This window comes from Pantoea sp. C8B4 (assembly GCF_051336905.1).
Taxonomy (GTDB): domain Bacteria; phylum Pseudomonadota; class Gammaproteobacteria; order Enterobacterales; family Enterobacteriaceae; genus Pantoea; species Pantoea rwandensis_B.
This window is the reverse complement of the sequence record NZ_JBGMNK010000004.1, coordinates 177,334-198,951: the sequence shown is the minus strand read 5'-3', so window position 1 is coordinate 198,951 and position 21,618 is coordinate 177,334. Positions and strand designations below refer to the sequence as shown.

Here is a 21,618-nt window from a genome sequence, read left to right as displayed (position 1 = left end):
GCCGGTTTTTTTATGGGTTGTTCAGTGGGTGGGCGATCAGTGTGATAACGCGGTCGCCACGTTGCCAGAAATGCGCCTGCAGCCGTGTGTTGGCGTTAAACTCGCGTGAAAAATCCTGCGTCAAAGTGACCGTGGCGCGGCCTTGCGCCAAATCCCACTCCAGCAACTCCGCTTGCAGAAAATCCATCGGCTGATGCAACTGTGGCCACAACGCTTTATAGACACTCTCTTTCAGCGAAAACAGCAGAGTGGCCGCTGCTGCAAACGGCAGTGCAGCGGCGGCTAACCGTTGACGCTCTGTACGGCTCATCAGCATCTCCGCCGTTTCCTCTGCGGTCTGTTCTGCCATCACTTGCTCGACATCAACGCCGATACAGAGGGGCGCCTGCGTTGCCGCGATGACGGCCATTTGCTGCGAATGCGAGAGTGAGGCCTGAATCCCCACTGGCCATACCGGCGAGCGATCGGGCGCATTACGCAGGATAAAGTCAGGCATCGCGAAGCGCGCCAGCATTTGCTGCGCCAGCCAGCGACTCGCTAAATGCTCAGCTTTACGCTTGGTGACGGCACTGTGTAGCGCCAGTGGTAGCGGGAGTTGCCAATGTTGATGCAGATCGCTGTGCCAGGCCTGCTGATTAAATTCACACCACGCAATAGGGAGCGGAGAGCTTGTCATAGCCGCAGCGGTGATAAACGGGGAGGGGGGCAGTACCAGGGGAATTTCAGAAGCAAACATTAAGCATCACGGCTGACGGTTAAAACGCTATTTTTACCCGTCAGCCGTGAAAAGAGCAAGCCAAAGCGGCTCACCCACGTTTAGTGATTAGGCGGAATCGACATGCCTTTGATCTGTACCACAAAGTGCTCGTTGCCTTTGGTTATACGTGCACCGCGGTCACACCACCGCGAAGCCAGGCGGAAAAAATCGTCGCTGCCGATATCGTAAGCCAGTTCAACTTTACTGATACCTGAATGCAGGAGTTCTTCCGCGTCCTGCAGGTTTTTAGCTTTGATGACCATAATAAGTGTCCATCGAAAAACAGGAAGGATAAGAGTAATTAAACTGTATGACAGTTTTGTTTCAATCAGATGAAATGCTGTCATATTTGACGAAAAATGTGATCCCGCTCCGCTTTGATTGCTTACGGTAACTGACTTATTATTTGCCAGAAGCATTCCCACCCCGGCCGTTTTACGATAATACTGAATGGGTTAACCAAGGAGGTTGCCATGGAAATACCCCGTCTGGAAACGCCCCGTTTACTGCTGCAACCGCTGCGAAGCGAAGATGCGATTCAGGTACAGCAGGTTTTCCCGCGCTGGGAGATCGTGCGGCATCTGATAGGTTCTGTGCCCTGGCCTTATCCCGCTGATGGTGCCCGCCAATATATTGAGGGCATGGCACTGCCCGCAATGAAAGCAGGGCAGGCGTGGCACTGGAGCCTTCGCCATCGATCTGATCCCAACAGTCTGATTGGTTTAATCTCACTACGTCTGGGGCCGGAAGATAACCGGGGATTCTGGCTGGTGCCTGAATGGCAGAAGCAGGGATTGATGAGTGAAGCCTGCGCAGCAGTCACCGAATTCTGGTTTATCCATCTCGACCAGACGCGTCTGCGTGTGCCCAAGGCGATGGATAATCTGGCTTCTCGTCGCATCTCGGAACGCACCGGCATGCGGTTAGTGGATACCTATAGCAAAACTTTTGTTGAGGGCGAGTTACCGGCGGGCACCTGGGAGCTGACGCGTGACGAGTGGCTGGCGCAGCGTGATAGAGGATAGCGGCCTTCAGAAAGCAAAAAAGCAGCCTTAAGGGCTGCTTTTTTATAGGATTTTGGTCGGCACGAGAGGATTTGAACCTCCGACCCCGGACACCCCATGACCGTGCGCTACCAGGCTGCGCTACGTGCCGAACGTGGAGAAGTAGTCTACTGGTTCCGCTCGCGATTGCAATATGCGCATGTTTTAACTGCCTCATTATTAATCAGTTTGCGGTAAAGCGCTTCTCTTCTGTCAACACCTGAAGCAGTAACGCCAGCTGCGGTTTATGATCCTTCAGCTTATGGCCCTGTGCATCGTAGGCGCTGTAACTGCCGTTGTTATTCAGCACCAGCGTCACGGTTGGCGTAGTCACCACCAGTTTGCCCTCTTCACTGCTGGCCACCCAGTTGTGGCTGCGCTGAGCAGCAAACAGGTCTTCACCCTGTGAATAGTTGGCTGGATTGGTGCGCACATGCAGCAGACGTTGCATCAACGTTGTCATCACATCCTGCTGGTCGGTCAGACGATCGATGGTCTGCGCCGGCGTATTCGGCCAATGCACCACCAGCGGCACCTGCAACGTTGCACGGTTACCCGGATTGTCATCATTCTCCGGTGTCACTGCACGCTGAGCGGTAATCACCACCACGGTATTTTTGAGTAAGTCGCGTTGTTTCAGCGTCTGTAGTACGGCCGCAATTTGCTCATCAACACTGTTAGCCTGGCGCAAATAGCTGCGCTGACGCGCTTTAATGCTTTCGCCAGTCACGTTGACGCCATCAAGTGAAATCCATGAGAACCAGGGCGCACCCTCGGCTTTCTGGCCGTTGAGCCAGTTTTGCCATTGGTTCACCGTCGTGCTGTTTGGCTGAGAATCAGCTTCAGGCAAGCTGTAATCCGCTAACAGCGCCTGGCGATACAAGGGTTGGCTGAAACCATCGGAGGAGAACAGACCAAACTGGTATCCCTGCGAATTTAGCGCACCGAGTAACGCCGAAGGCATCCGCGCGGCAAGTACGCCATCCATATAGCTAGAGGAGATGCCGTAAAACAGCCCGAACATGCCTTTCTCCGGCGCAATCCCGGCACTGTAGTGTTGGGTAAAGCGTACGTTGTCGCTGGCAAACTGATTCAGCGACGGCAGTGCCTTATCCAGATTGTCATGGCTCAAACCATCAACGGTCAGCAGCAGCAGGTTGTGGCGCGTGCCGCCATCGCGGAAGGTGATATCGCTCAGCGGATACTGTACTGACAGCGCCTCAGGATCGCCCTGTTGCACCAGACGGCGCTGATACTCCTGCGCATCCAGCAAGCCATGGCGTTCAAGAAACCGTCGTGCGGTCATCGGATAGGAGAGCGGCAGATTGGCGCGCTGCATGGTAATCGGGCGATAGAAATTGGCATCCGCCCAGATATACATCAGATGGCTGGCAAAGAAAGCACAGATAAACAGCGCGGCCAGCGGCTTACCAAATGAGCGTCGATTCAGGCTGCGCAGCTTCTGCCAGCTCCAGGTGGCAAACAACATCTCCACGAGGAAGATGACCGGTACGCTAATAAACATCAGCTGCCAGTCACGTGCCATTTCGCTTTGGTCCGGGTTGATCACTAACTCCCACACCACCGGATTCAGATGGAGGTGGAAGCGGTTGAACACCGCGCTATCGACCATAATCAGCGTCAGCCCGGCAGTGGCGATAATCGCCGACAGCACCCTTAGCAATCGCTGTGACATCACCACAAAGGTGAGCGGAAAAATCACCAGCAGATAACCGGCGAACACGATAAAGCTAAAGTGGCCAATCCAGCTGGTATAGGCATAAATACGGCCCGCGAGTGACGCAGGCCAATCGGCGACCAACAGATAGCGGCTACCTAAAATCAGCGCGAAGATGATATTAAACAGAGCAAACCAGTGCCCCCAGCTGATCATCTGGGAGACTTTTTCGCGATAGCGCTGCCGGTTGGTTACCATATTTATGAGGTCAGATCTGCAATTTAGTGGGCGTTGTCATCGCGAACGGAAGACTGCAACGCTTCCGCGAAAGATTTCGCCAGGCTGCGGCGCTGGGCCGGCGAGACACTGGTGTTAATCAAATTGGTTACCATGTTCCCTAATACCATCAGGGAAAGGTCGGTTGGCGCTTTGTCTTTTTCAAGAATCTGCGCCATCTGCGCGAGAAGCTTCTCTACGCGCTCGTCGCTATAACGGGATGATTGTGGCATATCGTCGACTAATCAAGTGTGAAAAGGCGGTATATTACCGTAACAACGCGCTTTTTTCCGCAATTAAATCGCAAGCAGAGCGATCAGTTTGTGCGTAGAGTTGAAAGCAGCGGCGGGCGGTGTTTGAATACGCGCCTGAGCCTAAAGGAGAGTCTACCATGAGTCTGGATATCGACCAGATTGCCCTGCATCAGTTAGTTAAACGTGATGAAAATCAGCTTGAGCTGGTCCTGCGTGACACATTACTGCCGACGACCCGTGCGGTAGAAGAGATGGCGGAAGAGTTGCATCGGGTGTATAGCGCCAAAAGTAAGGCTTACGGTTTGTTCAATGAAGAGAGCGAACTGGCCGATGCGCTGCGTAACTGCCGCAAAGGGCAAGATGACTTTCTGGCTTTCAGCCGTGCGGCGACGGGCCGTCTGCGTGATGAGCTGGGCAAATATCCGTTTGCGGAAAGTGGCGTGGTGCTGTTCCTGCACTATCGCTATCTGGCGGTTGAGTACTTGCTGGTGGCAATGCTGAGCAGCCAGTCGAGCATGCGCGTCAATGAGGAATTGGATATCAGCAGCACCCATTATCTCGACATCAATCATGCGGATATTGTGGCGCGTATTGATCTCACTGAGTGGGAAACCAACCCAGAATCAACCCGTTATCTGACCTTCCTGCGTGGACGTGTCGGGCGCAAAGTGGCCGATTTCTTTATGGATTTCCTCGGTGCCAGCGTAGGCCTCGATACCAAAGCGCAGAACCGGGGTTTGCTGCAGGCGGTAGATGATTACTGCGCGGAATCGAATCTCGATAAGAACGAGCGCCAGAACTATCGTCAGCAGGTCTACAGCTACTGCAACGACCAACTGCAGGCAGGTGAGGAGATTGCGCTGGAAGATTTGTCCAGTGAACTGCCGCCACTGGGAGAGAAAACGTTCCAGGCCTTTACCCAAGAGCAGGGTTACGAGTTGGAAGAGCATTTCCCGGCTGACCGTAGCACATTGCGCCAGCTGACCAAGTTTGCTGGCAGCGGTGGCGGCTTGACGCTGAATTTTGATGCCATGCTACTCGGCGAGCGCATCTTTTGGGATCCCGCGACCGATACCCTGACCATCAAAGGGACACCACCTAATCTGCGCGATCAATTACAGCGTCGAACCGGCGGAAACTGATTTCCAGGCAAAAAAAACGCCGCGTAAGCGGCGTTCTCTTTTCAACTCGTTGGCGATTAAGCGCGAACGAAGTCGATGTGGTGCAGTTTTGGCTTGAACGGATGACGCTGTACCGCCTGAGCTTTAACTTTAACTTCTTTACCATCAACAACGATGGTCAGCACGTCGGTGTAGAACTCAGGCTTAGCCTGCAGGTTCATTACAACGTCGTGGTCCAGTTCGATAGCAACTGGCGCTTCGTTTCCGCCATAGATGATGGCTGGGAATTTATTTGCTACACGCAGACGGCGGCTCGCACCCTTACCCTGCTCTTTACGTACTTCAGCGTTGAAAGTGGTCATTTGATTTCTCTTCAATCATTTCTGCTACAGGCGACCCAGCAACAGACGGTTATTCATATGCTTTTACGGATGCAAAAGCGGGCGGCATTATAGCCGCAATAGAAGACGCGGGCAAATGATTCCGTCGCTTAACGCAGCTCATTCGCGCGTCGATAACGTCCCTGATAATCGAACATCTTCTCGCGAATTTGCCAGAAATGACCTTTCGCACGTGCCACGACAAAATCGGGATGACGCAGCAGTGGCTGCAAAGCGATAACATCGGCAGCCGTTTGCCAACCGAGTTCCACGCCGGGTGCGCGCTGGTGTGGGCGCATAAACAGCTGCTCAAAGGCTTTACGTTGTGCAGGCGTTTGCAGACGGAAACGTTCACTGACGCTGGTGCCATCTTCATCAAAATAGGTCGCTTTCAGCCATTCGCCTTTTTCGTCGCGCCCTTGTTCCAGCGTCATGCCGCCGCAGCGCAGCACGCGTGCATCTTTAAGTTTTAGCGCGGCTTTCAACATATCATCCGGGTCGACCATAATACGATCGCACTGATGGCAGCGGCGAGCCGCAATATCGTTTTCTGCACCGCAGTCGGGACAACTTTTAAAGCGGAAGCGATAGTCGCACTGTTCACGATTGCCCTCATCATCCTCCATCACGCCCTGACAGCGACGACCAAAATGTTCAATGATGTGGCCATCTTCGGTGGTTTTTCCCCAAAAGGTGTTGGCGAAACCACAGGCGGGGCAGAACACCTGCACCGGCTGATTGTCACTGGCGCCCTTTGGCGTGCCGACTTCCGGTGTAAAGAGATCGTGCGGATTGCCGGCGTAATCGAGGATCAGGCAATCGGTTTTGCCCGGTGACAAACGCAGGCCGCGCCCGACGATTTGCTGATACAGGCTGACAGATTCAGTAGGGCGAAGAATGGCGATGAGATCGACGTGTGGCGCATCAAAGCCGGTGGTCAGCACCGCGACGTTCACTAAAAACTTTAACTGCTGCGCTTTAAATTCGCTGATCAAACGGTCGCGTTCTTTCACCACGGTTTCCGCCGACACCAACGCGCTGTTCTCGGGCAACAGAGATAAAATCTCACGCGCATGTTCTACCGTGGCGGCGAACACCATCACACCACGGCGATCTTCCGCGAACTCCACGATCTGTCTGATGATGTGCGGCGTTACGCGATTCTGCTGCTTCAATTCGCGATTGAGATCGGCTTCGCTGAATAAGCCGTTGTTTTGCGGGATCAGTCGGCTGAAATCGTACTGTACTACCGGCATATCCAGCCGTTCGGGCGGCACAAGGAAACCGTGCTTGATCATGTAGCGCAGCGGCAATTCATAAATACAGTCACGGAATAGCGCGTGCTGATCGCCGCGCACCATGCCGTGATAGTGAAACTGATAAATCCAGCCTTTACCGAGGCGGAAAGGGGTGGCGGTCAACCCCAGCAGCCGAAGCTGCGGATTGTGCTGTCGCAGATGGGCGAACAGCTGTTGATACTGGCTCTCTTCGTTGTCGCTGATGCGGTGACACTCATCAACGATCACCAGGGAGAAGGCACTGTCGAAGCGATCCAGATTGCGCGCCACCGACTGCACGCTGCCAAAAACCACTTTGCTTTCGCTCTGTTTGCGCTGCAAACCGGCGGCAAAAATATCGGCTTCCAGACCATACGCCTGATATTTACTGTGATTCTGCTCGACCAGCTCTTTCACATGCGCCAGCACCAGCACGCGGCCTCTGGCAATCCGCGCCAGTTCAGCGATCACCAGACTTTTACCGGCACCCGTTGGCAACACGATCACGGCGGGCGCATCGTGGCGGCGAAAATGCTGGAGCGTGGCGTCAACCGCCTCTTGCTGGTACGGGCGCAGGGTGAAGGACATCAGGGCAAACTTTTTTCTTCAAACGGGCACGCATTATGACATGAAAACAGCTGAAACGCAGGCGCGGTACTGTTAGCAGGCGAAGGATCAAGCTATACTGCCCACACTTTTTTAACGGTTTAAAAACACCGTTTCAGTTCCCTCCGTAGTAACAGGCAAAAGCGAATTCATGCGACTCGAAAAATTCATATCTCAGCAGCTGGAAGTCAGCCGTGCTATCGCCGGCCGCGAAATCCGCGCCAGGAAAGTCACTATTAACGGCGAAGTGGTGCGCGATGCGGGCTACAAAGTGTTGCCAGACGACGAAATCGAATACGACGGCAATCCATTGGTGGTGCAAACCGGCCCACGCTACTTCATGCTGAATAAGCCGCAGGGCTATGTCTGCTCCACTGACGATCCCGATCATCCTACCGTATTGTTCTTCATGGAAGAACCCGCTGCCTTCAAGCTGCATGCGGCAGGGCGTCTGGATATCGATACCACCGGTCTGGTTCTGCTGACGGACGATGGTCAATGGTCACACCGTATCACCTCTCCGCGCCATCACCTCGAAAAAACCTATCTGGTTGAGGTCGAAGAGCCGATTGACCCTGCGTTGGTGGAGAAATTTGCGGCGGGGATTCAACTGCACAATGAGAAAGAACTGACCAAACCGGCGGTGCTGGAGATCCTGGATGAAAAGGCCGCTCGTTTAACCATCACGGAAGGCCGCTATCATCAGGTCAAACGCATGTTTGCCGCGATGGGCAACCATGTCTCTGCGCTGCATCGCGAAAGCATTGGTGAGATTGTGCTGGATGACGATCTGGCTGAAGGTGAATACCGTGAACTCACGGAAGAAGAGGTCGACAGCATCGGCCTGCCAGAAGAGCTGAAAAAACGCAAATAGCGGGAGAGAGCGGTGCGTAAGGAAAAGAATTCACCGGTAGGTTTAGTCGTGATTCTGGGATTGCTGGCGATGCTGATGCCGCTCTCCATTGATATGTATTTGCCGGCTATGCCGCAAATTGCTCGCGAATTTGCCGTTTCGGCAGGCAGCGTGCAGATGACGCTTAACCTTTACATCCTGGGGTTTGCTATCGGGCAGTTGGTGTATGGCCCGCTGGCGGACAGCTACGGACGTAAACCGGTGATTGTGCTGGGCACGCTAATCTTTGCCTGCGCCGCGGCGGCATGCGCCTTGTCACAGTCCATTGATCAACTGATCTTTATGCGCTTCCTGCACGGTTTGTCGGCGGCAGCGGCCAGCGTGGTGATTAATGCGTTGATGCGAGACAGTTACTCGAAAGAGGATTTCTCGCGCATGATGTCGTTTGTCATGCTGGTCACGACGATTGCGCCGTTACTGGCACCGATTATCGGCGGTTGGCTGTTGCTGCTGTGGAACTGGCACGCGATATTCTGGACGCTGGCCGTGGCCGCATTGATCACCACCGTGCTGGTGGTGACTCAGATCCGTGAAACGTTGAAGCCTGAACAGCGGCAGCGATTCCATCTGCGTACCACAATCAGTAACTTTGTGGCGCTGGTGCGCCACAAACGCGCGTTCAGTTATATGCTGGCAAGCGGCTTCTCATTTGCGGGGCTGTTTACCTTCCTCAACGCCGGGCCATTTGTTTACATCGAAGTCAATCACGTTTCACCGCAAAACTTTGGCTACTACTTTGGCCTTAACGTGGTGTTCCTGTTTGTCATGACGCTGATTAACAGCCGTGCGGTACGCCGCTTTGGGCCGCTGGCGATGTTCCGTATCGGGCTGATCATTCAGTTCGCCATGGGTATCTGGCTGCTGATTGCCAGTGCGCTGGATTTGGGTTTCCTGTCGCTGGTGTTTGGCGTAGCGATGTTTATCGGCTGCGTCTCGACGGTCTCTTCGAACGCGATGGCGGTGATTCTCGATGAGTTTCCGCATATGGCAGGCACCGCATCGTCGCTGGCCGGAACCTTACGCTTTGGCGTGGGGGCGCTGGTGGGCGCATTGCTGTCACTGGTGAGTATTAACAGCGCCTGGCCGATGGTGGCGACCATTGCCCTGTGCGCAACCGTCTCCATTGTGTTGTTCAGCTACGCCGCACGTCCACGCCACACCTAATCCTGTGCATCCCTCTGACGGCGCGGTTTATCGCGGAGTTCGCTGAGCTTTAGAGCCAATGACTTCGCGGTTAAAACCGCGCCGCAATCACATTCCCACTTGTTGCAAGCGTTCTATTCCTCACCCCCACTCGCGAATCCCCACATATTCGTTATGCTTAATGTTTCCATAATGTGAAAATTAAGGGGTAAAAAAGTAACGACATTGCGTCTAAAATGATTGTTAACTGCCGCCGAACAAGGTACACATAGGCATAAATGCGAGAAAGCTCGCAAATAATAACTTTGCTACATGCTTTATGTTTAAAACGAGAAGGCAAACCTTGACGTCCGTATTCTGAGTTTACCAGGTAGGGATTCACTGCGTAATCGCCGTCGTCGTGAATAAGCGTTAACGTCTCTGGGGACTGTAACTATGCTGCAACTTTCGGTTATGCATCGCTTACCGCAACATTATCGCTGGTCAGCCGATCATGTTGGTGAAATTGAGCGTCAGGAAGCGGTAAATGGTGTGCACGATGAAGATCTCGTCGCATTGCGTCTGTTAAGCCACGATGGGCATCCCGCACTGGAAATTTTGCACCAGCTGCAAGAGACGCTGGCGCAGATTCAGGTCGAATGCAAAATTGCGCTGTGCGAAGGGCAACCCTGTTTACTGATTCAGCGCGGTGATGAAAGCACGACCAATTGTTGCCTGAAAAATCAGGGCGTTGCCATCGCAGAAACCTTTGAAGGTCATTAAGTTAACGATTCACCCTGCGCGGAGGCCAAAAGCTGACGCGTATAATCGCTGGCTGGTGCGTTAAACAACGCTTCGCATTCTCCCTGTTCCACCACCTCACCCTGGCGTAGCACAATCAGCTGATGGCAGAGTGCGCGCACCACCTGCAAATCATGGCTAATAAACAGATACGCTAACTGGTGCTCCTGCTGTAAACGGCGCAGCAGGGTGAGAATTTGCTTCTGCACTGAGCGATCCAGCGAAGAGGTCGGTTCATCCAGCACGATTAATTGCGGCTCCAGAATCAGCGCCCTGGCAATGGCGATACGCTGGCGCTGTCCACCGGAAAACTCGGCGGGATAGCGTGAACGGCTCTCTGCATCCAGTCCCACTTCCTGCATCACGGCAATCACTTTCGCTTCCTGCTCGGCAGCACTTAGTTCAGGACGATGCACTGCCAGCCCTTCCGCAATCACCTGCTGTACTGTCATGCGTGGATTGAGTGATGAGTTGGGATCCTGAAACACCACCTGAATATGTGGACGCAGCGGCAAAAGCTGTTTACGCGATAGGCTATGCAGCGGCTGACCGTCAAACCAAATCTCACCGCGCGCGGCAATCAAACGCAGCAGTGCCAATCCAGTGGTGCTTTTACCTGAACCGGATTCTCCCACCAACCCAAGGCTCTCACCCCGGCGCAGTGTGAAGTTGAGATCGCTGAGTACGGTTTTTTCCGCCACGCTGCGCTTGAACAATCCGCGTTTAATCGGAAAGCCCACGTGCAGGCTTTTGACCTGCAGCAGCGGTTGGGTATTGATAAGCGGCACCGGTTGGCCATCCGGCTCTGCGGCGAGTAATTCACGTGTATAGGGATGCTGTGGCTGGCTGAACAGCGGCTTGCAAAGATTGTGCTCCACTTCCCGGCCATTGCGCATCACCGTTACGCGATGCGCCAGCTGGCGGACGATATTGAGGTTGTGGGTAATGAACAGCATGCCCATATTCAGTTCACGCTGCAGTTCACGCAGCAAGCGCAGAATCTGTGCCTGTACCGTGACATCCAGCGCGGTGGTGGGCTCATCGGCAATCAGCAGTTTTGGTTGTGTCAGTAACGCCATGGCAATCATCACGCGCTGACGCTCTCCGCCGGAAAGCTGATGCGGGAAATCGCCGAGGCGTGATGCTGCATTGCGGATGCCAACGCGATCGAGACAGCCGAGAATTTCGCCGCGCGCCGCTTCTTTGCGCATCCCGCGATGCAGAGACAGCACTTCATACAGCTGCTTTTCAACGTTATGCAGCGGGTTGAGCGACACCATCGGTTCCTGGAAAATCATCGCCATCTGGTTGCCACGCAGGCCGCGCATTTCACGCTCACTGGCCTGCAAGATATTTTGGCCATTGAACAGAATCTCACCTTGCGGATACGTCACAGGCGGTTGCGGCAGCAGGCGCATAATGGAGAGCGCGGTGACACTTTTGCCTGAACCAGATTCTCCGACCAGCGCCAGAGTTTCACCGGCCTCAATTTGCAGAGAGATATCTTCCACCACGCGGCGCTGATTGAAGGCCACGGCGAGATGATTGACGCTTAACAGGCTCATTTCACCCCCCGGCTTGGATCAAAGGCATCACGTACCGCTTCACCAATAAAGATCAACAGCGAGAGTAGCAGCGCGAGGGCGAAGAAGCCGGAAAGTCCCAGCCACGGCGCCTGTAAGTTGTTCTTGCCCTGCAACAGCAGTTCACCCAGCGAAGGAGAACCTACCGGCAAGCCGAAGCCAAGGAAATCCAGTGAGGTCAGGGTGGTAATCGAACCGCATAAAATAAAGGGCAGGAAGGTCAGCGTGGCTACCATGGCGTTCGGCAGCATGTGACGCAGCATAATGCGTCCGTCACTCACGCCGAGCGCGCGCGCCGCACGCACATAATCAAAGTTACGCGTGCGCAGAAACTCGGCTCGCACAACGCTCACCAGGCTCATCCAACCAAACACCACGGTGACCAGCAATAGCCACCAGAAGCCGGGTTGAATCACACTGGAGAGCAGAATCAATAAAAACAGCGACGGCATACCGGACCACACTTCAATCAGACGCTGGCCAACCAGATCGACACGGCCGCCAAAATAGCCCTGCACGGCACCGATCACGATGCCGATCACGCTGGAGAACAGCGTCAGCAAGATGCCGAACAGCAGCGAGATGCGTGTGCCGTACAGCAAACGCGCCAGCACATCGCCACCATTGGCGTCAGTACCCAGCCAGTTCTGCTTCGAGGGCGGAGAAGGGAAGGGCACATCGGTGGCGAAATTGATGGTGCTGTCACTGAAACGAATAGGTGCCCACAGCGCCCAGCCCTGCTGATCGATCCGTTGTTTTAGCCAGGGATCCTGGTAATCGGCCGGGGTGGCGAAGTCGCCGCCAAAATCACTCTCGCTGTAATTGAACAGCAGCGGCATATACCAGCGTTGCTGGTAGTGCACCAGCAGTGGCTTGTCATTGGCCAGTAACTCCGCACCGAGTGAAAGCACAAAAATAAGCAAAAAAATCCACAGCGACCAAAAACCACGGCGGTTATGGCGAAAGCGTTGCCAGCGCTGCTGGTTGATTAGCGATAAACCCATTAGCGCCCCTCAAAATCGATGCGCGGATCGACCAGCGTATAGGTCAGATCGCTGAGAATATTCATCAGCAAACCAATCAGCGTGAAGATATAGAGTGTGCCAAACATCACCGGATAGTCGCGCTGAATGGTGGCATCGTAACCCAGCAAGCCGAGTCCGTTGAGGGAGAACATCACTTCAATTAAGACCGAACTGGTAAAGAACATGCTGATAAAGGTGGCAGGGAAACCGGCGATCACCAGCAGCATGGCGTTGCGAAATACGTGGCCATACAAAATACGTTTTTCATCCAGTCCTTTGGCGCGTGCCGTCACCACGTATTGTTTGCGGATCTCATCGAGGAATGAGTTTTTGGTCAACATGGTGAGGGTGGCAAATCCGCCAATGACGGTGGCCAGCACCGGTAGCGTGATGTGCCAGAGATAATCGCCTATCTTGCTGTACCACGGCAGCGTATCAAACTGCGGCGAGGTGAGACCGCGCAGCGGGAACCAGTCGAAATAGCTGCCACCGGCAAACAACACAATCAGCATGATGCCGAACAGAAATGCCGGGATGGAGTATCCAATGATGATAAAGGTACTGCTCCAGATATCGAAAGCGCTGCCATTGCGCACCGCCTTTTTAATCCCTAACGGAATCGAGACCAGATAAATGATCAACGTACTCCACAAGCCCAGGCTGATGGAAACCGGCAAGCTCTCTTTGATGAGCTGAAGCACCGAGGCGCTGCGGAACAGGCTGTCGCCAAAATCAAAACGGATATAGTTCCACAGCATTTCGCCATAGCGCTGCAGCAGCGGTTTATCAAAACCGTAGCGGTGTTTGATCTCTGCAATCACCTCAGGATCGAGGCCACGCGCGCCGCGATATTGGCTGTCGCCCGGATTATCATGCGCCAGCGCACCGCGCCCGCCGACATCTCCAGCACTGCCCGAGGAAAAACCGGAGCTATGACCAAATTGCGCATTCGCCAGCGCCTGGTCCACCGGTCCACCGGGCGCAATCTGCACGATAAAAAAATTCAGGGTGATGATCGCCCACAGAGTGGGAATAATCAGCAGCAACCTGCGCAGGAAATAGGAACCCAAACCGCTCTCCTCAGCGTCTATCGGCCGGCAATTGTGCGGCTTTGTTCACGTCATACCACCAGTTCTCTAACCCGGTTGCGTACGCGGGTTTGATTTCAGGGCGGGAAAATTTATCCCAGTATGCCAGCCTCTGTTCGGCGTTGTACCACATCGGGATCATATAGGCATTCCATAACAGGATACGATCCAGCGCCTGACCCAGCGGCAACAGCGCTTTTTCATCCCCCTGATGGTCGACGATCTCCTGCACGAAGTGGTCCACGATGGGATCTTTCACCCGAGGGGTGTTCCAGGAGGAGTCAATGTATGGCGATTGCCAAATGGTGCGCAGGCTGGTGGAAGGCGAGGGCATCGCGTAGTAAAGCGAGGGGATCATATCGTAATCGCCTTCACGCAAACGGCGCAGATACTGCGAGCTATCAATTTGCCGCAACGCTACCTGAATCCCCAGACGCTGCAGGCTGTGCTGGAACGGCAGCGCCCAATCGTTCTGCGTACCGCTACGCATCAGCAGTTCAAAGCGGAAGGGCTGCCCGGTTTTATTGTTCACCAGCTGCTGATTTTTAATCTGCCAGCCTGCTTCTTTCAGCAGCGTCATGGCTTTTAGCAGATTACCGCGATCGAAGCCGCTACCCTCTGAACGCGGCGGTGCGTATTCGTTGTTGAACACTTCAGCAGGCAACTGCGCTTTGTACGGTGCCAGCAGAATGAGCTGGTCGGCTTTCGGGTAGCCTTTGGCAGCGTAAGCCGTGTTCTGGAAATAGCTGTCCGTGCGTTTGTAAGCCCCGTAAAACAGCGCTTTGTTCATCCACTCGAAATCAAATGCCAGCGTCAGCGCCTCACGCACTCGCCGGTCAGCAAACAGGGGTTTTTCATTGTTAAAGGCCAGCCAGCGAGTATCGGTAGAGACGGTATTTGGCGTGGTCGATTTCACGATGGCGTGGCTATCAAAGTTGCGCCCACGGTATTGTGTGGCCCACTTCTTCGCCGACCCCTCTTCGCGCAGATCGGACGCGCCGGCTTTGAAGGCTTCAAAAGCAACGTTGTCGTCAAGATAGTAATCGTAGCGCAGCGTATCAAAGTTATAGCGTCCCCGATTGACCGGCAGATTTGCCGCCCAGTAGTTTTTCACCCGACTGTATTGAATGAACTGGCCTGGCTTATAAGACGTGACGCGATAGGGGCCGCTGGAGAGCGGAGGATAACCGATAGGCTCATTAAATTTTTTATTCTGCCAGAAGGCTTGCGGCAAAACCGGCAGCGTTAACCAGCTCAGGATCATGTCCTTATCTGGTTTCGGCATGTCGATGCGGACAGTGAGATTGTTGAGCGCTTTCACTTCAACACCACGAAACGCCACGCGAAATTGTGGCACCCCTTCGGTCATAAATTTCTGGAAGGTGAAGGCAACATCTTTCGCGGTTATCGGGCTGCCGTCCTGGAAGCGCGCATGGGGATTGATGGACACTTCCATCCAGTGATAGTCGGATGGATAGCGGGCGGATTCAGCAATCAAGGGATAGTAGCTGCCAGGCTCATCATCGGAGGTGGTGAACAGCCCGTCATACAGCGTATCGGTGCCGACGCCAGGATTACCGCGTGAAGCAAAGCGATTGAAGTTATCGTAAGTGCCCACCACCGCGATGGTCATCTTGCCGCCCTTAGGCGCAGCGGGATTCGCGTAATCGTAATGGGTGAAATTCACCACATACTTCGGTTCGCCCAGCTTGGCAAAGGCATAACTCTCATTGATGGTTTCCGCATGCAGTGGCGCGATGGCGCTACAAACCAACAACGCGGTGACAAGACGCAGCAGCATAAGTGGGGCGCTCTCCTTAAATAATCCGCACTGAATGGTAGCAGTTTCGTGACGATAGCGTGACGTTAACCGAGCGCTGCCTGACGTTGGTAATAACTGATCAGGTTTTCCGGACGCAGCGGGCGACTGAATAAATATCCCTGCAGATGTGTCACCCCACGGTTCACCAGCCACGCTGCCTGGTCGCCGGTTTCAACGCCTTCTGCAACGGTTTTGAGATTGAGCTTCTTCGCCAGCAGCAATACCGCGTCCAGTACCGGTGAGGTCACCGTTTCGGTACCAATACTCTGTACAAAGCCTCGGTCAATTTTAAGGTAATCAAAAGGATAGCGTTCAAGATAGATCAATGCGCTGTGGCCAGTGCCGAAGTCATCGATGGCGATTTTAATATCCTGCTCATGCAGCCAGGCAAAAATCTCGCCAGCATTTCTTTCGCCCACCATTGTGCGTTCGGTGATTTCGAAAACATAGTTGAAGTGGTCTTTTGGCATGTCGGCAATCCACTCCTGCACATGCTGACGAAAACTTTCTGATGCGAGATGCAGAGGGGAAAGGTTCAGACTCATACGCGTGCCGCGCGGCAGTTGCTGGCAGAGGAACTTCGCATCGCGCGCCACCAGTTTAAACAAATGCTGAGTCAGGGGAATAATCAGATTTTGCGCTTCAGCGTTGCTAATAAAGGCATCGGGGGGAATTATTCCCTCGGTGGGATGTGTCCAGCGCAGTAGTGCTTCAACGCCGTACGGTTGCCCATCGTGGGCGGTGACCAGGGGCTGATACTCAACATGAAACTGACCACGTTTAATGCCCTGCATTATCTCTTTGCCAGGACGCTGATACAACGTCAGCAGCAGCCAACTGGCCGCACTCATAAACAGGGCTGAGAGGAGGCCGGTCAGCAGGATCAGATGATAATCGCGTTGCGCCAGCGTCGTACCGTACAGCACGAAGCGCATACCATTATCTTTAAAACTCATTTCTTTCAAGGCAGGTGGTAAATCGTGGATATTCACCACCTGATTCTTGCCACTCAGCAGGGCTTTATCGCCAATCACCAACGCCATACCGGTGATTTCGGGATGATAAGAAGCCAGCAGCTGATAAGGCGTCAGGCTGATATTCATGGTGGCGAGAATGCCGGTCTCAGCTGAGCCAGGGTTCTTCATCCACAACGCCAGCGCGGGTTTGGTCGGCAACAGGGGCGTGCCTTCCAGTAAGCGTAAATCGCGATCGCGCTCCAGCTCCGATTGTGGCGAAATATCATTCGCAGGCAGCAGAAAGGCGCCGGTGGCGGACGAACAATAGGCATTACTGTTACGTACCAGCAAAATCGCGCGGATATTGCCGGCAAAGGCGGCACGTGAGGTGAGTTCGCGGCTTACGCTACTGCATTCAAGCTGGGTGTATTGTTGCAATGGATAAAGGGTATCCACCAGGGTCGACATCACCTGTTGAAGATCGTCGCGGCTATGGATCAGCAACTGTTCATGTTGTTGTACTCGTTTTTGCCAGGTTAGCGTCAGCAGTACGATGACAAACAACAGAAAGAACACACCGCCGATGATCGCACTACTCCAGGCGATACGGCGCGAATAGGTTGCATGACGTTTTAACGTCCCCGACAGTGGCATGGAGTGCATTCCCCTTTATGGCGCCATTATTATTATGTAAATCGTGCACTACTGCTCGCTGGTGTCTGGCGTGAAACATTGCATCAGGGTGGGTTTTTTTAACCGCCGGAGACACAACAATTTGCTGCCAGTAAGCAAACGAGAATATAACGAGGATGCGCGAAAAGTCTCGTTATATTTCTGATTCTCAATTACTTTTTATCTATCGGATTTGCGTTAAGAAATAGCAGGCGAAAAAAAACGCTGCCTGGGCAGCGTTTTCTGATTCTCTGGCTGAGAGGATCTTCAAAAGGATACGTTAGCTAGGATTTTTAGCTAAAACCCTGCGGGCTTCACGGTAACGTGTTTTCCAGTAACTGTCGTTTAAACTGGAGATCATCACACCACTGCTGGTGGATGCATGCACGAAGTTATCGTTACCGAGATAGATGCCAACGTGTCGTCCGGTAGAACCGGCACGGAACAGCACTAAATCACCCGGGCGCAGTTTGCCGCGAGAAATCTCTTTGCCTGTATCCTGCTGTTCTGACGTGGAACGTGGCAAATCTAAACCGAACTGCTCGCGAAAGGTGCGCTGAACAAAAGCAGAACAATCAATGCCGCGTTTGGTGTCACCGCCTAAGCGATAACGGACACCTTTCCAGTCACTGTACTGTTCCATGATGCGGGACTTAACGTCCACATTCTGCACCATCTGTTCAAATTCGTCCTGAGACGCTTGAAGTAAAAAACCATTCTGGTTGTTAACTTCATGATTCTCGTTATTCGCGTTCTGACCGTTATGCGTACTGCTACATGCCGATAAGAGTGTTGCTAATGCTACTGCGGGAAGGATCCGCCTGAGGTATCTCAGTATTGGTTGAGACTTGACCATTATACGTGTGTTCCTTTGAAGTCCTTACGACACAATGTCGCCAGCCAGATGACAAAACGGGTTTGAGATTAATAAGAGCAAACGCTTAAGACAATTCCTTAATTACTAAAATGTGTTAATGAACACATTTTTGTTGCATAAGGCACCGAATTTTATGCTGCACTCTAAGTAATCGCGTTTGAGGTTAACCGATTACAGACCGCGTGGCGAGTGCTTTTATATAAATTTTTATAGCTTTTATTGATGTGAAATCAATCCGTAACACAATGGTTACTTTATCAACGATTGGTAGCGATTTAATAGCCAATAAGGCGGGTTTTCAGGGGCTAATTCCGGCGCTAAGGCCGATTTTGAGAGGCTTCTGGCTGGACAAGCCAGGAAAAAGGCGATTGTTACGCGTTTTGCATCATAATGTTTTCTTTTAATAGAAAAACGTTAGCCTGCTAATAATGTATTTCTGGATTCGATAAGCGCGGATGATCGACTTTTCTGCGTATTGTCATCCGCGCTTAACAATTATGTGCGTGGCTTATATTTCCCTGGCAGGGCGCGATTGAGCCAATTAACCAATGTGTCACTGAGCGGTGTTAATAAGCACCAGCTTAAACCCACCAGAATCACCGACATCGATCCCACGGCTATATCGGTAAACCAGTGCGCACCGGCCATCACGCGCGGCAGAGCAAACACCACCACAATCACCAAACCGACCAGGAAGGCGCGGAAGCCGAAATAACGCCACATAAAGCAGGCGAAAATAATCAGCATCATGCCGTGATCGCCAGGGAAGCTATCACTGGAGGCATCTTTCGCCGGAATCCCGGTCAGTTCACTCACGCGATGCACGTTGTCAAAGAACAGCGTAGGGCTGGCGTGTTGCACAGGAATCAAATGACCCAGTTGATTCAGCACCACCGCGGTGAGCAACATGGTGATGCCAATGGCCAGCATGCGGCGGCGGCCCTGCGGTGTTTCACCACGCCAGAACCACAGATACAGCAGACCCATCGCCAGCAGCGATACCGCGTCAAAACCACGGAAATTGGTGATCGCCACCAGTAAGGCGAAGCCGTGATGATCCACCATCCGATCGTTGAAGCTATAGAAGATGGCTTTGTCGATACCAAACCAGAAGCCATGATCCGGCGGCAGGTACCACGAAAAGAACAGCATGATCCCCAGTGCATTGAGCAGCAGGATGGTGATTAAACGAGACGCGCGCATAAAAAATAGACTCAAAAAGAAAAATAACGGGGCAACCTAACGCAGCTAATTTAAACGAATCCTCAACAAGGTTGTTTGCAAAACGTTCCAGTCAACGGGTTGATGGTGGATTAACTCGATGCGACTGTCGGGCGGCGTAGTGGTGCGCGTTTCCATAAAGAAGTCATCACCCTGGCGGTTGATGTTCACCAGACCGTCTGGCGTGCGGAGTACGCCTTTGACGCGATCCACCGGTGCAAGCCGCGCCCACTCTAGCGCCGGAATGGTATCGAACACCGTATCGCCATCAAAAATCCAGCCACAGGATGCGTAGCCCTGGCCTTCATTTAATGCACGGCGCCAGCGAGCTGAGCCCTCAAGTTTGAGTGCCGCCAACCCTTTTGGCCGTGAAGTATGATGATGATGTGCCGCTTCAGGAACCGCACGATCCGCCAATGCGGATTGGCACAGTAACGCGGGATCAACTTTACCCCACGCGGATTCGACCAGTTGGCGATCGCCCAGATTATGCTGCTGCCATTGCTGCAAACGCTGACGATCTTCCTCGCTCCAGCGATCGCTTTTATTGGCGACGATAATATCGGCGGCGGTGAGCTGATCGCGGAAGTTTTCATTCTCGACAACGCGCGCATCGGCTAACTGACGGGGATCGAGCAGCGTGATGGTGGCATCAACCTGAATCCAGGGTTGATACACGGCGGCGCGCAGCATATCCAGCAGTTGTTTAGGGTGGCCAAGGCCGGTGGGTTCAATGATCAGACGATCGGGCTTATTTTGCTTAAGCAGCATATTGAGCCCGACTTGCAGCGGCAGGCCGTTAACGCAACACATGCAACCGCCAGGAATTTCCTTCAGCGTGGCACCGCGATCGGCAAGCAGTGCGCCGTCAATACCCACTTCGCCAAACTCGTTAACCAGAATCGCCCAATTCTCATTGGCGGGTTTATGGGCTAACAGATGCAGCAGGGTGGTGGTTTTACCGCTGCCGAGAAATCCGGTGATTACATTAACGCGCGTCATTACAGGCTCCATTTTCAGGCGCGCGGACAACATACCCGGCGCGCACGACATTGTTATACTATAACAACCTTCGGCGGCCGGATAAAATCGTGCGGTTAGTCCGCGCGGCTCATATAGCGGCGTTCAGCCACGTGAATACGGATGCGATCGCCATTGCTCAGGTATTCCGGTACCTGGATCGACAAGCCGGTGCTCATGCCCGCGGGTTTGGTGCGTGCGCTGGCGGAAGCGCCTTTAATGCCCGGTGAAGTATCGACAATTTCCATATCCACGGTCTGTGGCAGTTCCAGCGCCAGCACCTGGCCTTCCATCGTTAACACCTGGATGCCAGGAATGCCGCCTTCAGGGATGAACAGCAGCTCTTCTTCAATCTGATCTTTCTTGAAGCTATAGGGCGTGTAATCTTCATCATCCATAAACACGTACTCGTCACCGTCTATATAAGAGAAGGTCACGGCGCGACGGCTAAGCTGAATGGCATCGATAATATCGTCACCCTTAAAGCGCTCTTCCACTTTCAGGCCAGTGCGCACGTCGGTAAAACGCATCTTATAGAGGGTGGCAGCACCGCGTGCGCTTGGGCTCTGGACATCAATGTCCTTTACCAGCAACAGTTTGCCGTTCCAGGTAACAGCCATTCCTTTTTTGATTTCATTTGCCTTTGGCATGGGGATTACTCGCTGTGAAAAGGTTAATGCGCGCCACGTTACTCGCGCCGTGAAAAACAGGCAAGGGAGGCGGTGTAAAATTGTTGCCCGCGCATGGCATTCCCGTCATCAGCCTGCTATTGTCGCGACGAAATCCTCAGGAGCGCATGATGTATTGTCGTGACCAGTGCGGTGCCTGTTGCACAGCCCCCTCAATCTCTTCCCCGATTCCCGGCATGCCCCAGGGCAAACCGGCGAATACCCGCTGCGTTCAGCTTGACGATAATCAGCGCTGCAAAATCTTTGGTTCTCCGCTGCGTCCCGCAGTCTGTGCGGGTTTACAGCCCAGCGCAGAGATGTGCGGCAGCAGTCGCGAAGCGGCGATGATCTTCCTGCTGCAACTGGAAGCGGACACCGCGCCTTAACTTGCTGACGCGGTGCTGAAATATTTGCTTTCTATGATCCCTGCGTTACAGCAAAAACGTCAGCCCTGCAGG

General features: G+C 53.4%; 21 protein-coding genes and 1 tRNA gene. 6 read left to right on the top strand and 16 right to left on the bottom strand.

What is annotated here, in order from left to right; translation table 11 throughout:
* Nucleotides 1–10 precede the first annotated feature (10 nt).
* A complete protein-coding gene (locus ACCW76_RS07240; RefSeq protein WP_436338155.1) occupies nucleotides 11–676 on the bottom strand; it encodes a 4'-phosphopantetheinyl transferase family protein in 666 nt (221 codons plus the stop codon).
* Between the two features lie 140 nt (nucleotides 677–816).
* Nucleotides 817–1,020, bottom strand: coding sequence for a hypothetical protein (locus tag ACCW76_RS07235; protein ID WP_034824993.1), 204 nt, complete (start codon nucleotides 1,018–1,020; stop codon nucleotides 817–819).
* A 210-nt stretch (nucleotides 1,021–1,230) separates the two neighbouring features.
* Between ACCW76_RS07235 and ACCW76_RS07230 the strand changes: the two genes are divergently transcribed.
* Nucleotides 1,231–1,782 carry a GNAT family N-acetyltransferase gene (locus ACCW76_RS07230; RefSeq protein WP_436338154.1) on the top strand — a complete coding sequence of 184 codons (552 nt, stop codon included), beginning with the start codon at nucleotides 1,231–1,233 and terminating at the stop codon, nucleotides 1,780–1,782.
* 53 nt (nucleotides 1,783–1,835) lie between these two features.
* On the opposite strand, the gene ACCW76_RS07225 is transcribed toward ACCW76_RS07230, so the two are convergent.
* The 3 genes from ACCW76_RS07225 to ACCW76_RS07215 form a co-directional block, all read right to left on the bottom strand.
* Nucleotides 1,836–1,912: transfer RNA gene (locus tag ACCW76_RS07225), tRNA-Pro, on the bottom strand.
* A gap of 72 nt (nucleotides 1,913–1,984) precedes the next feature.
* Nucleotides 1,985–3,736, bottom strand: coding sequence for an LPS biosynthesis-modulating metalloenzyme YejM (gene yejM / locus ACCW76_RS07220; RefSeq protein ID WP_045813621.1), 1,752 nt, complete (start codon nucleotides 3,734–3,736; stop codon nucleotides 1,985–1,987).
* 23 nt (nucleotides 3,737–3,759) lie between these two features.
* A complete protein-coding gene (locus ACCW76_RS07215) occupies nucleotides 3,760–3,987 on the bottom strand; it encodes a YejL family protein (RefSeq protein ID WP_034824987.1) in 228 nt (75 codons plus the stop codon).
* 158 nt (nucleotides 3,988–4,145) lie between these two features.
* Here ACCW76_RS07215 and yejK point away from each other — a divergent pair, with 158 nt between their 5' ends.
* Nucleotides 4,146–5,150: a nucleoid-associated protein YejK gene (yejK, locus tag ACCW76_RS07210; protein WP_045813620.1), complete on the top strand. Its 1,005-nt coding sequence runs from the start codon at nucleotides 4,146–4,148 to the stop codon at nucleotides 5,148–5,150.
* A gap of 56 nt (nucleotides 5,151–5,206) precedes the next feature.
* Here yejK and rplY read toward each other — a convergent pair whose 3' ends face one another.
* Both rplY and ACCW76_RS07200 read right to left on the bottom strand, forming a co-directional pair.
* Nucleotides 5,207–5,491 carry a 50S ribosomal protein L25 gene (rplY, locus tag ACCW76_RS07205; protein WP_034824983.1) on the bottom strand — a complete coding sequence of 95 codons (285 nt, stop codon included), beginning with the start codon at nucleotides 5,489–5,491 and terminating at the stop codon, nucleotides 5,207–5,209.
* Between the two features lie 128 nt (nucleotides 5,492–5,619).
* Nucleotides 5,620–7,374: a DEAD/DEAH box helicase gene (locus tag ACCW76_RS07200; protein ID WP_097116598.1), complete on the bottom strand. Its 1,755-nt coding sequence runs from the start codon at nucleotides 7,372–7,374 to the stop codon at nucleotides 5,620–5,622.
* A gap of 169 nt (nucleotides 7,375–7,543) precedes the next feature.
* On the opposite strand from ACCW76_RS07200, the gene rsuA reads away from it, so the two are divergent.
* The 3 genes from rsuA (at nucleotide 7,544) to ACCW76_RS07185 (ending at nucleotide 10,210) form a co-directional block, all read left to right on the top strand.
* Entirely contained in the window at nucleotides 7,544–8,266 is a 723-nt protein-coding gene (gene rsuA, locus ACCW76_RS07195; protein WP_045813619.1) for a 16S rRNA pseudouridine(516) synthase RsuA, read from the top strand.
* A 12-nt stretch (nucleotides 8,267–8,278) separates the two neighbouring features.
* Complete coding sequence (locus ACCW76_RS07190; protein WP_038645809.1) at nucleotides 8,279–9,469, top strand: Bcr/CflA family multidrug efflux MFS transporter; 1,191 nt, start codon at nucleotides 8,279–8,281, stop codon at nucleotides 9,467–9,469.
* Between the two features lie 414 nt (nucleotides 9,470–9,883).
* The gene (locus tag ACCW76_RS07185; RefSeq protein ID WP_034824977.1) at nucleotides 9,884–10,210 is read left to right on the top strand and encodes a hypothetical protein; all 327 of its coding nucleotides are present in this window, start codon (nucleotides 9,884–9,886) and stop codon (nucleotides 10,208–10,210) included.
* Here the strand turns inward: ACCW76_RS07185 and yejF are convergent.
* The 9 genes from yejF to yeiP all read right to left on the bottom strand — a co-directional run bounded on the left by yejF (nucleotide 10,207) and on the right by yeiP (nucleotide 21,142).
* Nucleotides 10,207–11,793 carry a microcin C ABC transporter ATP-binding protein YejF gene (gene yejF, locus ACCW76_RS07180; protein WP_436338151.1) on the bottom strand — a complete coding sequence of 529 codons (1,587 nt, stop codon included), beginning with the start codon at nucleotides 11,791–11,793 and terminating at the stop codon, nucleotides 10,207–10,209. The two genes, ACCW76_RS07185 and yejF, sit on opposite strands and share 4 nt — an antisense overlap.
* Nucleotides 11,790–12,815, bottom strand: coding sequence for an ABC transporter permease (locus tag ACCW76_RS07175; protein WP_038645813.1), 1,026 nt, complete (start codon nucleotides 12,813–12,815; stop codon nucleotides 11,790–11,792). The genes yejF and ACCW76_RS07175 overlap by 4 nt, the downstream gene beginning before the upstream one ends.
* On the bottom strand, nucleotides 12,815–13,906 hold the full coding sequence (locus ACCW76_RS07170) for a microcin C ABC transporter permease YejB (RefSeq protein ID WP_034824974.1): 1,092 nt from the start codon (nucleotides 13,904–13,906) through the stop codon (nucleotides 12,815–12,817). Before ACCW76_RS07170 ends, ACCW76_RS07175 begins: the two co-directional genes overlap by 1 nt.
* A 10-nt stretch (nucleotides 13,907–13,916) precedes the next feature.
* Nucleotides 13,917–15,725 (bottom strand): extracellular solute-binding protein, encoded by a 1,809-nt coding sequence (locus ACCW76_RS07165; protein WP_436338148.1) that lies wholly within the window; start codon nucleotides 15,723–15,725, stop codon nucleotides 13,917–13,919.
* A gap of 65 nt (nucleotides 15,726–15,790) precedes the next feature.
* Nucleotides 15,791–17,356 (bottom strand): cyclic di-GMP phosphodiesterase, encoded by a 1,566-nt coding sequence (locus ACCW76_RS07160; protein ID WP_436338146.1) that lies wholly within the window; start codon nucleotides 17,354–17,356, stop codon nucleotides 15,791–15,793.
* A 298-nt stretch (nucleotides 17,357–17,654) separates the two neighbouring features.
* Nucleotides 17,655–18,230 (bottom strand): bifunctional murein DD-endopeptidase/murein LD-carboxypeptidase, encoded by a 576-nt coding sequence (mepS, locus tag ACCW76_RS07155; protein WP_034824970.1) that lies wholly within the window; start codon nucleotides 18,228–18,230, stop codon nucleotides 17,655–17,657.
* Nucleotides 18,231–18,746: 516 nt separating this feature from the next.
* Nucleotides 18,747–19,454 (bottom strand): phosphatase PAP2 family protein, encoded by a 708-nt coding sequence (locus ACCW76_RS07150; RefSeq protein WP_436338145.1) that lies wholly within the window; start codon nucleotides 19,452–19,454, stop codon nucleotides 18,747–18,749.
* A gap of 45 nt (nucleotides 19,455–19,499) precedes the next feature.
* Nucleotides 19,500–20,474 carry a CobW family GTP-binding protein gene (locus ACCW76_RS07145; RefSeq protein WP_436338144.1) on the bottom strand — a complete coding sequence of 325 codons (975 nt, stop codon included), beginning with the start codon at nucleotides 20,472–20,474 and terminating at the stop codon, nucleotides 19,500–19,502.
* Between the two features lie 95 nt (nucleotides 20,475–20,569).
* Nucleotides 20,570–21,142: an elongation factor P-like protein YeiP gene (gene yeiP, locus ACCW76_RS07140; RefSeq protein ID WP_034824964.1), complete on the bottom strand. Its 573-nt coding sequence runs from the start codon at nucleotides 21,140–21,142 to the stop codon at nucleotides 20,570–20,572.
* Nucleotides 21,143–21,291: 149 nt separating this feature from the next.
* On the opposite strand from yeiP, the gene ACCW76_RS07135 reads away from it, so the two are divergent.
* Nucleotides 21,292–21,546: a YkgJ family cysteine cluster protein gene (locus ACCW76_RS07135; RefSeq protein WP_038645825.1), complete on the top strand. Its 255-nt coding sequence runs from the start codon at nucleotides 21,292–21,294 to the stop codon at nucleotides 21,544–21,546.
* Nucleotides 21,547–21,618 lie beyond the last annotated feature (72 nt).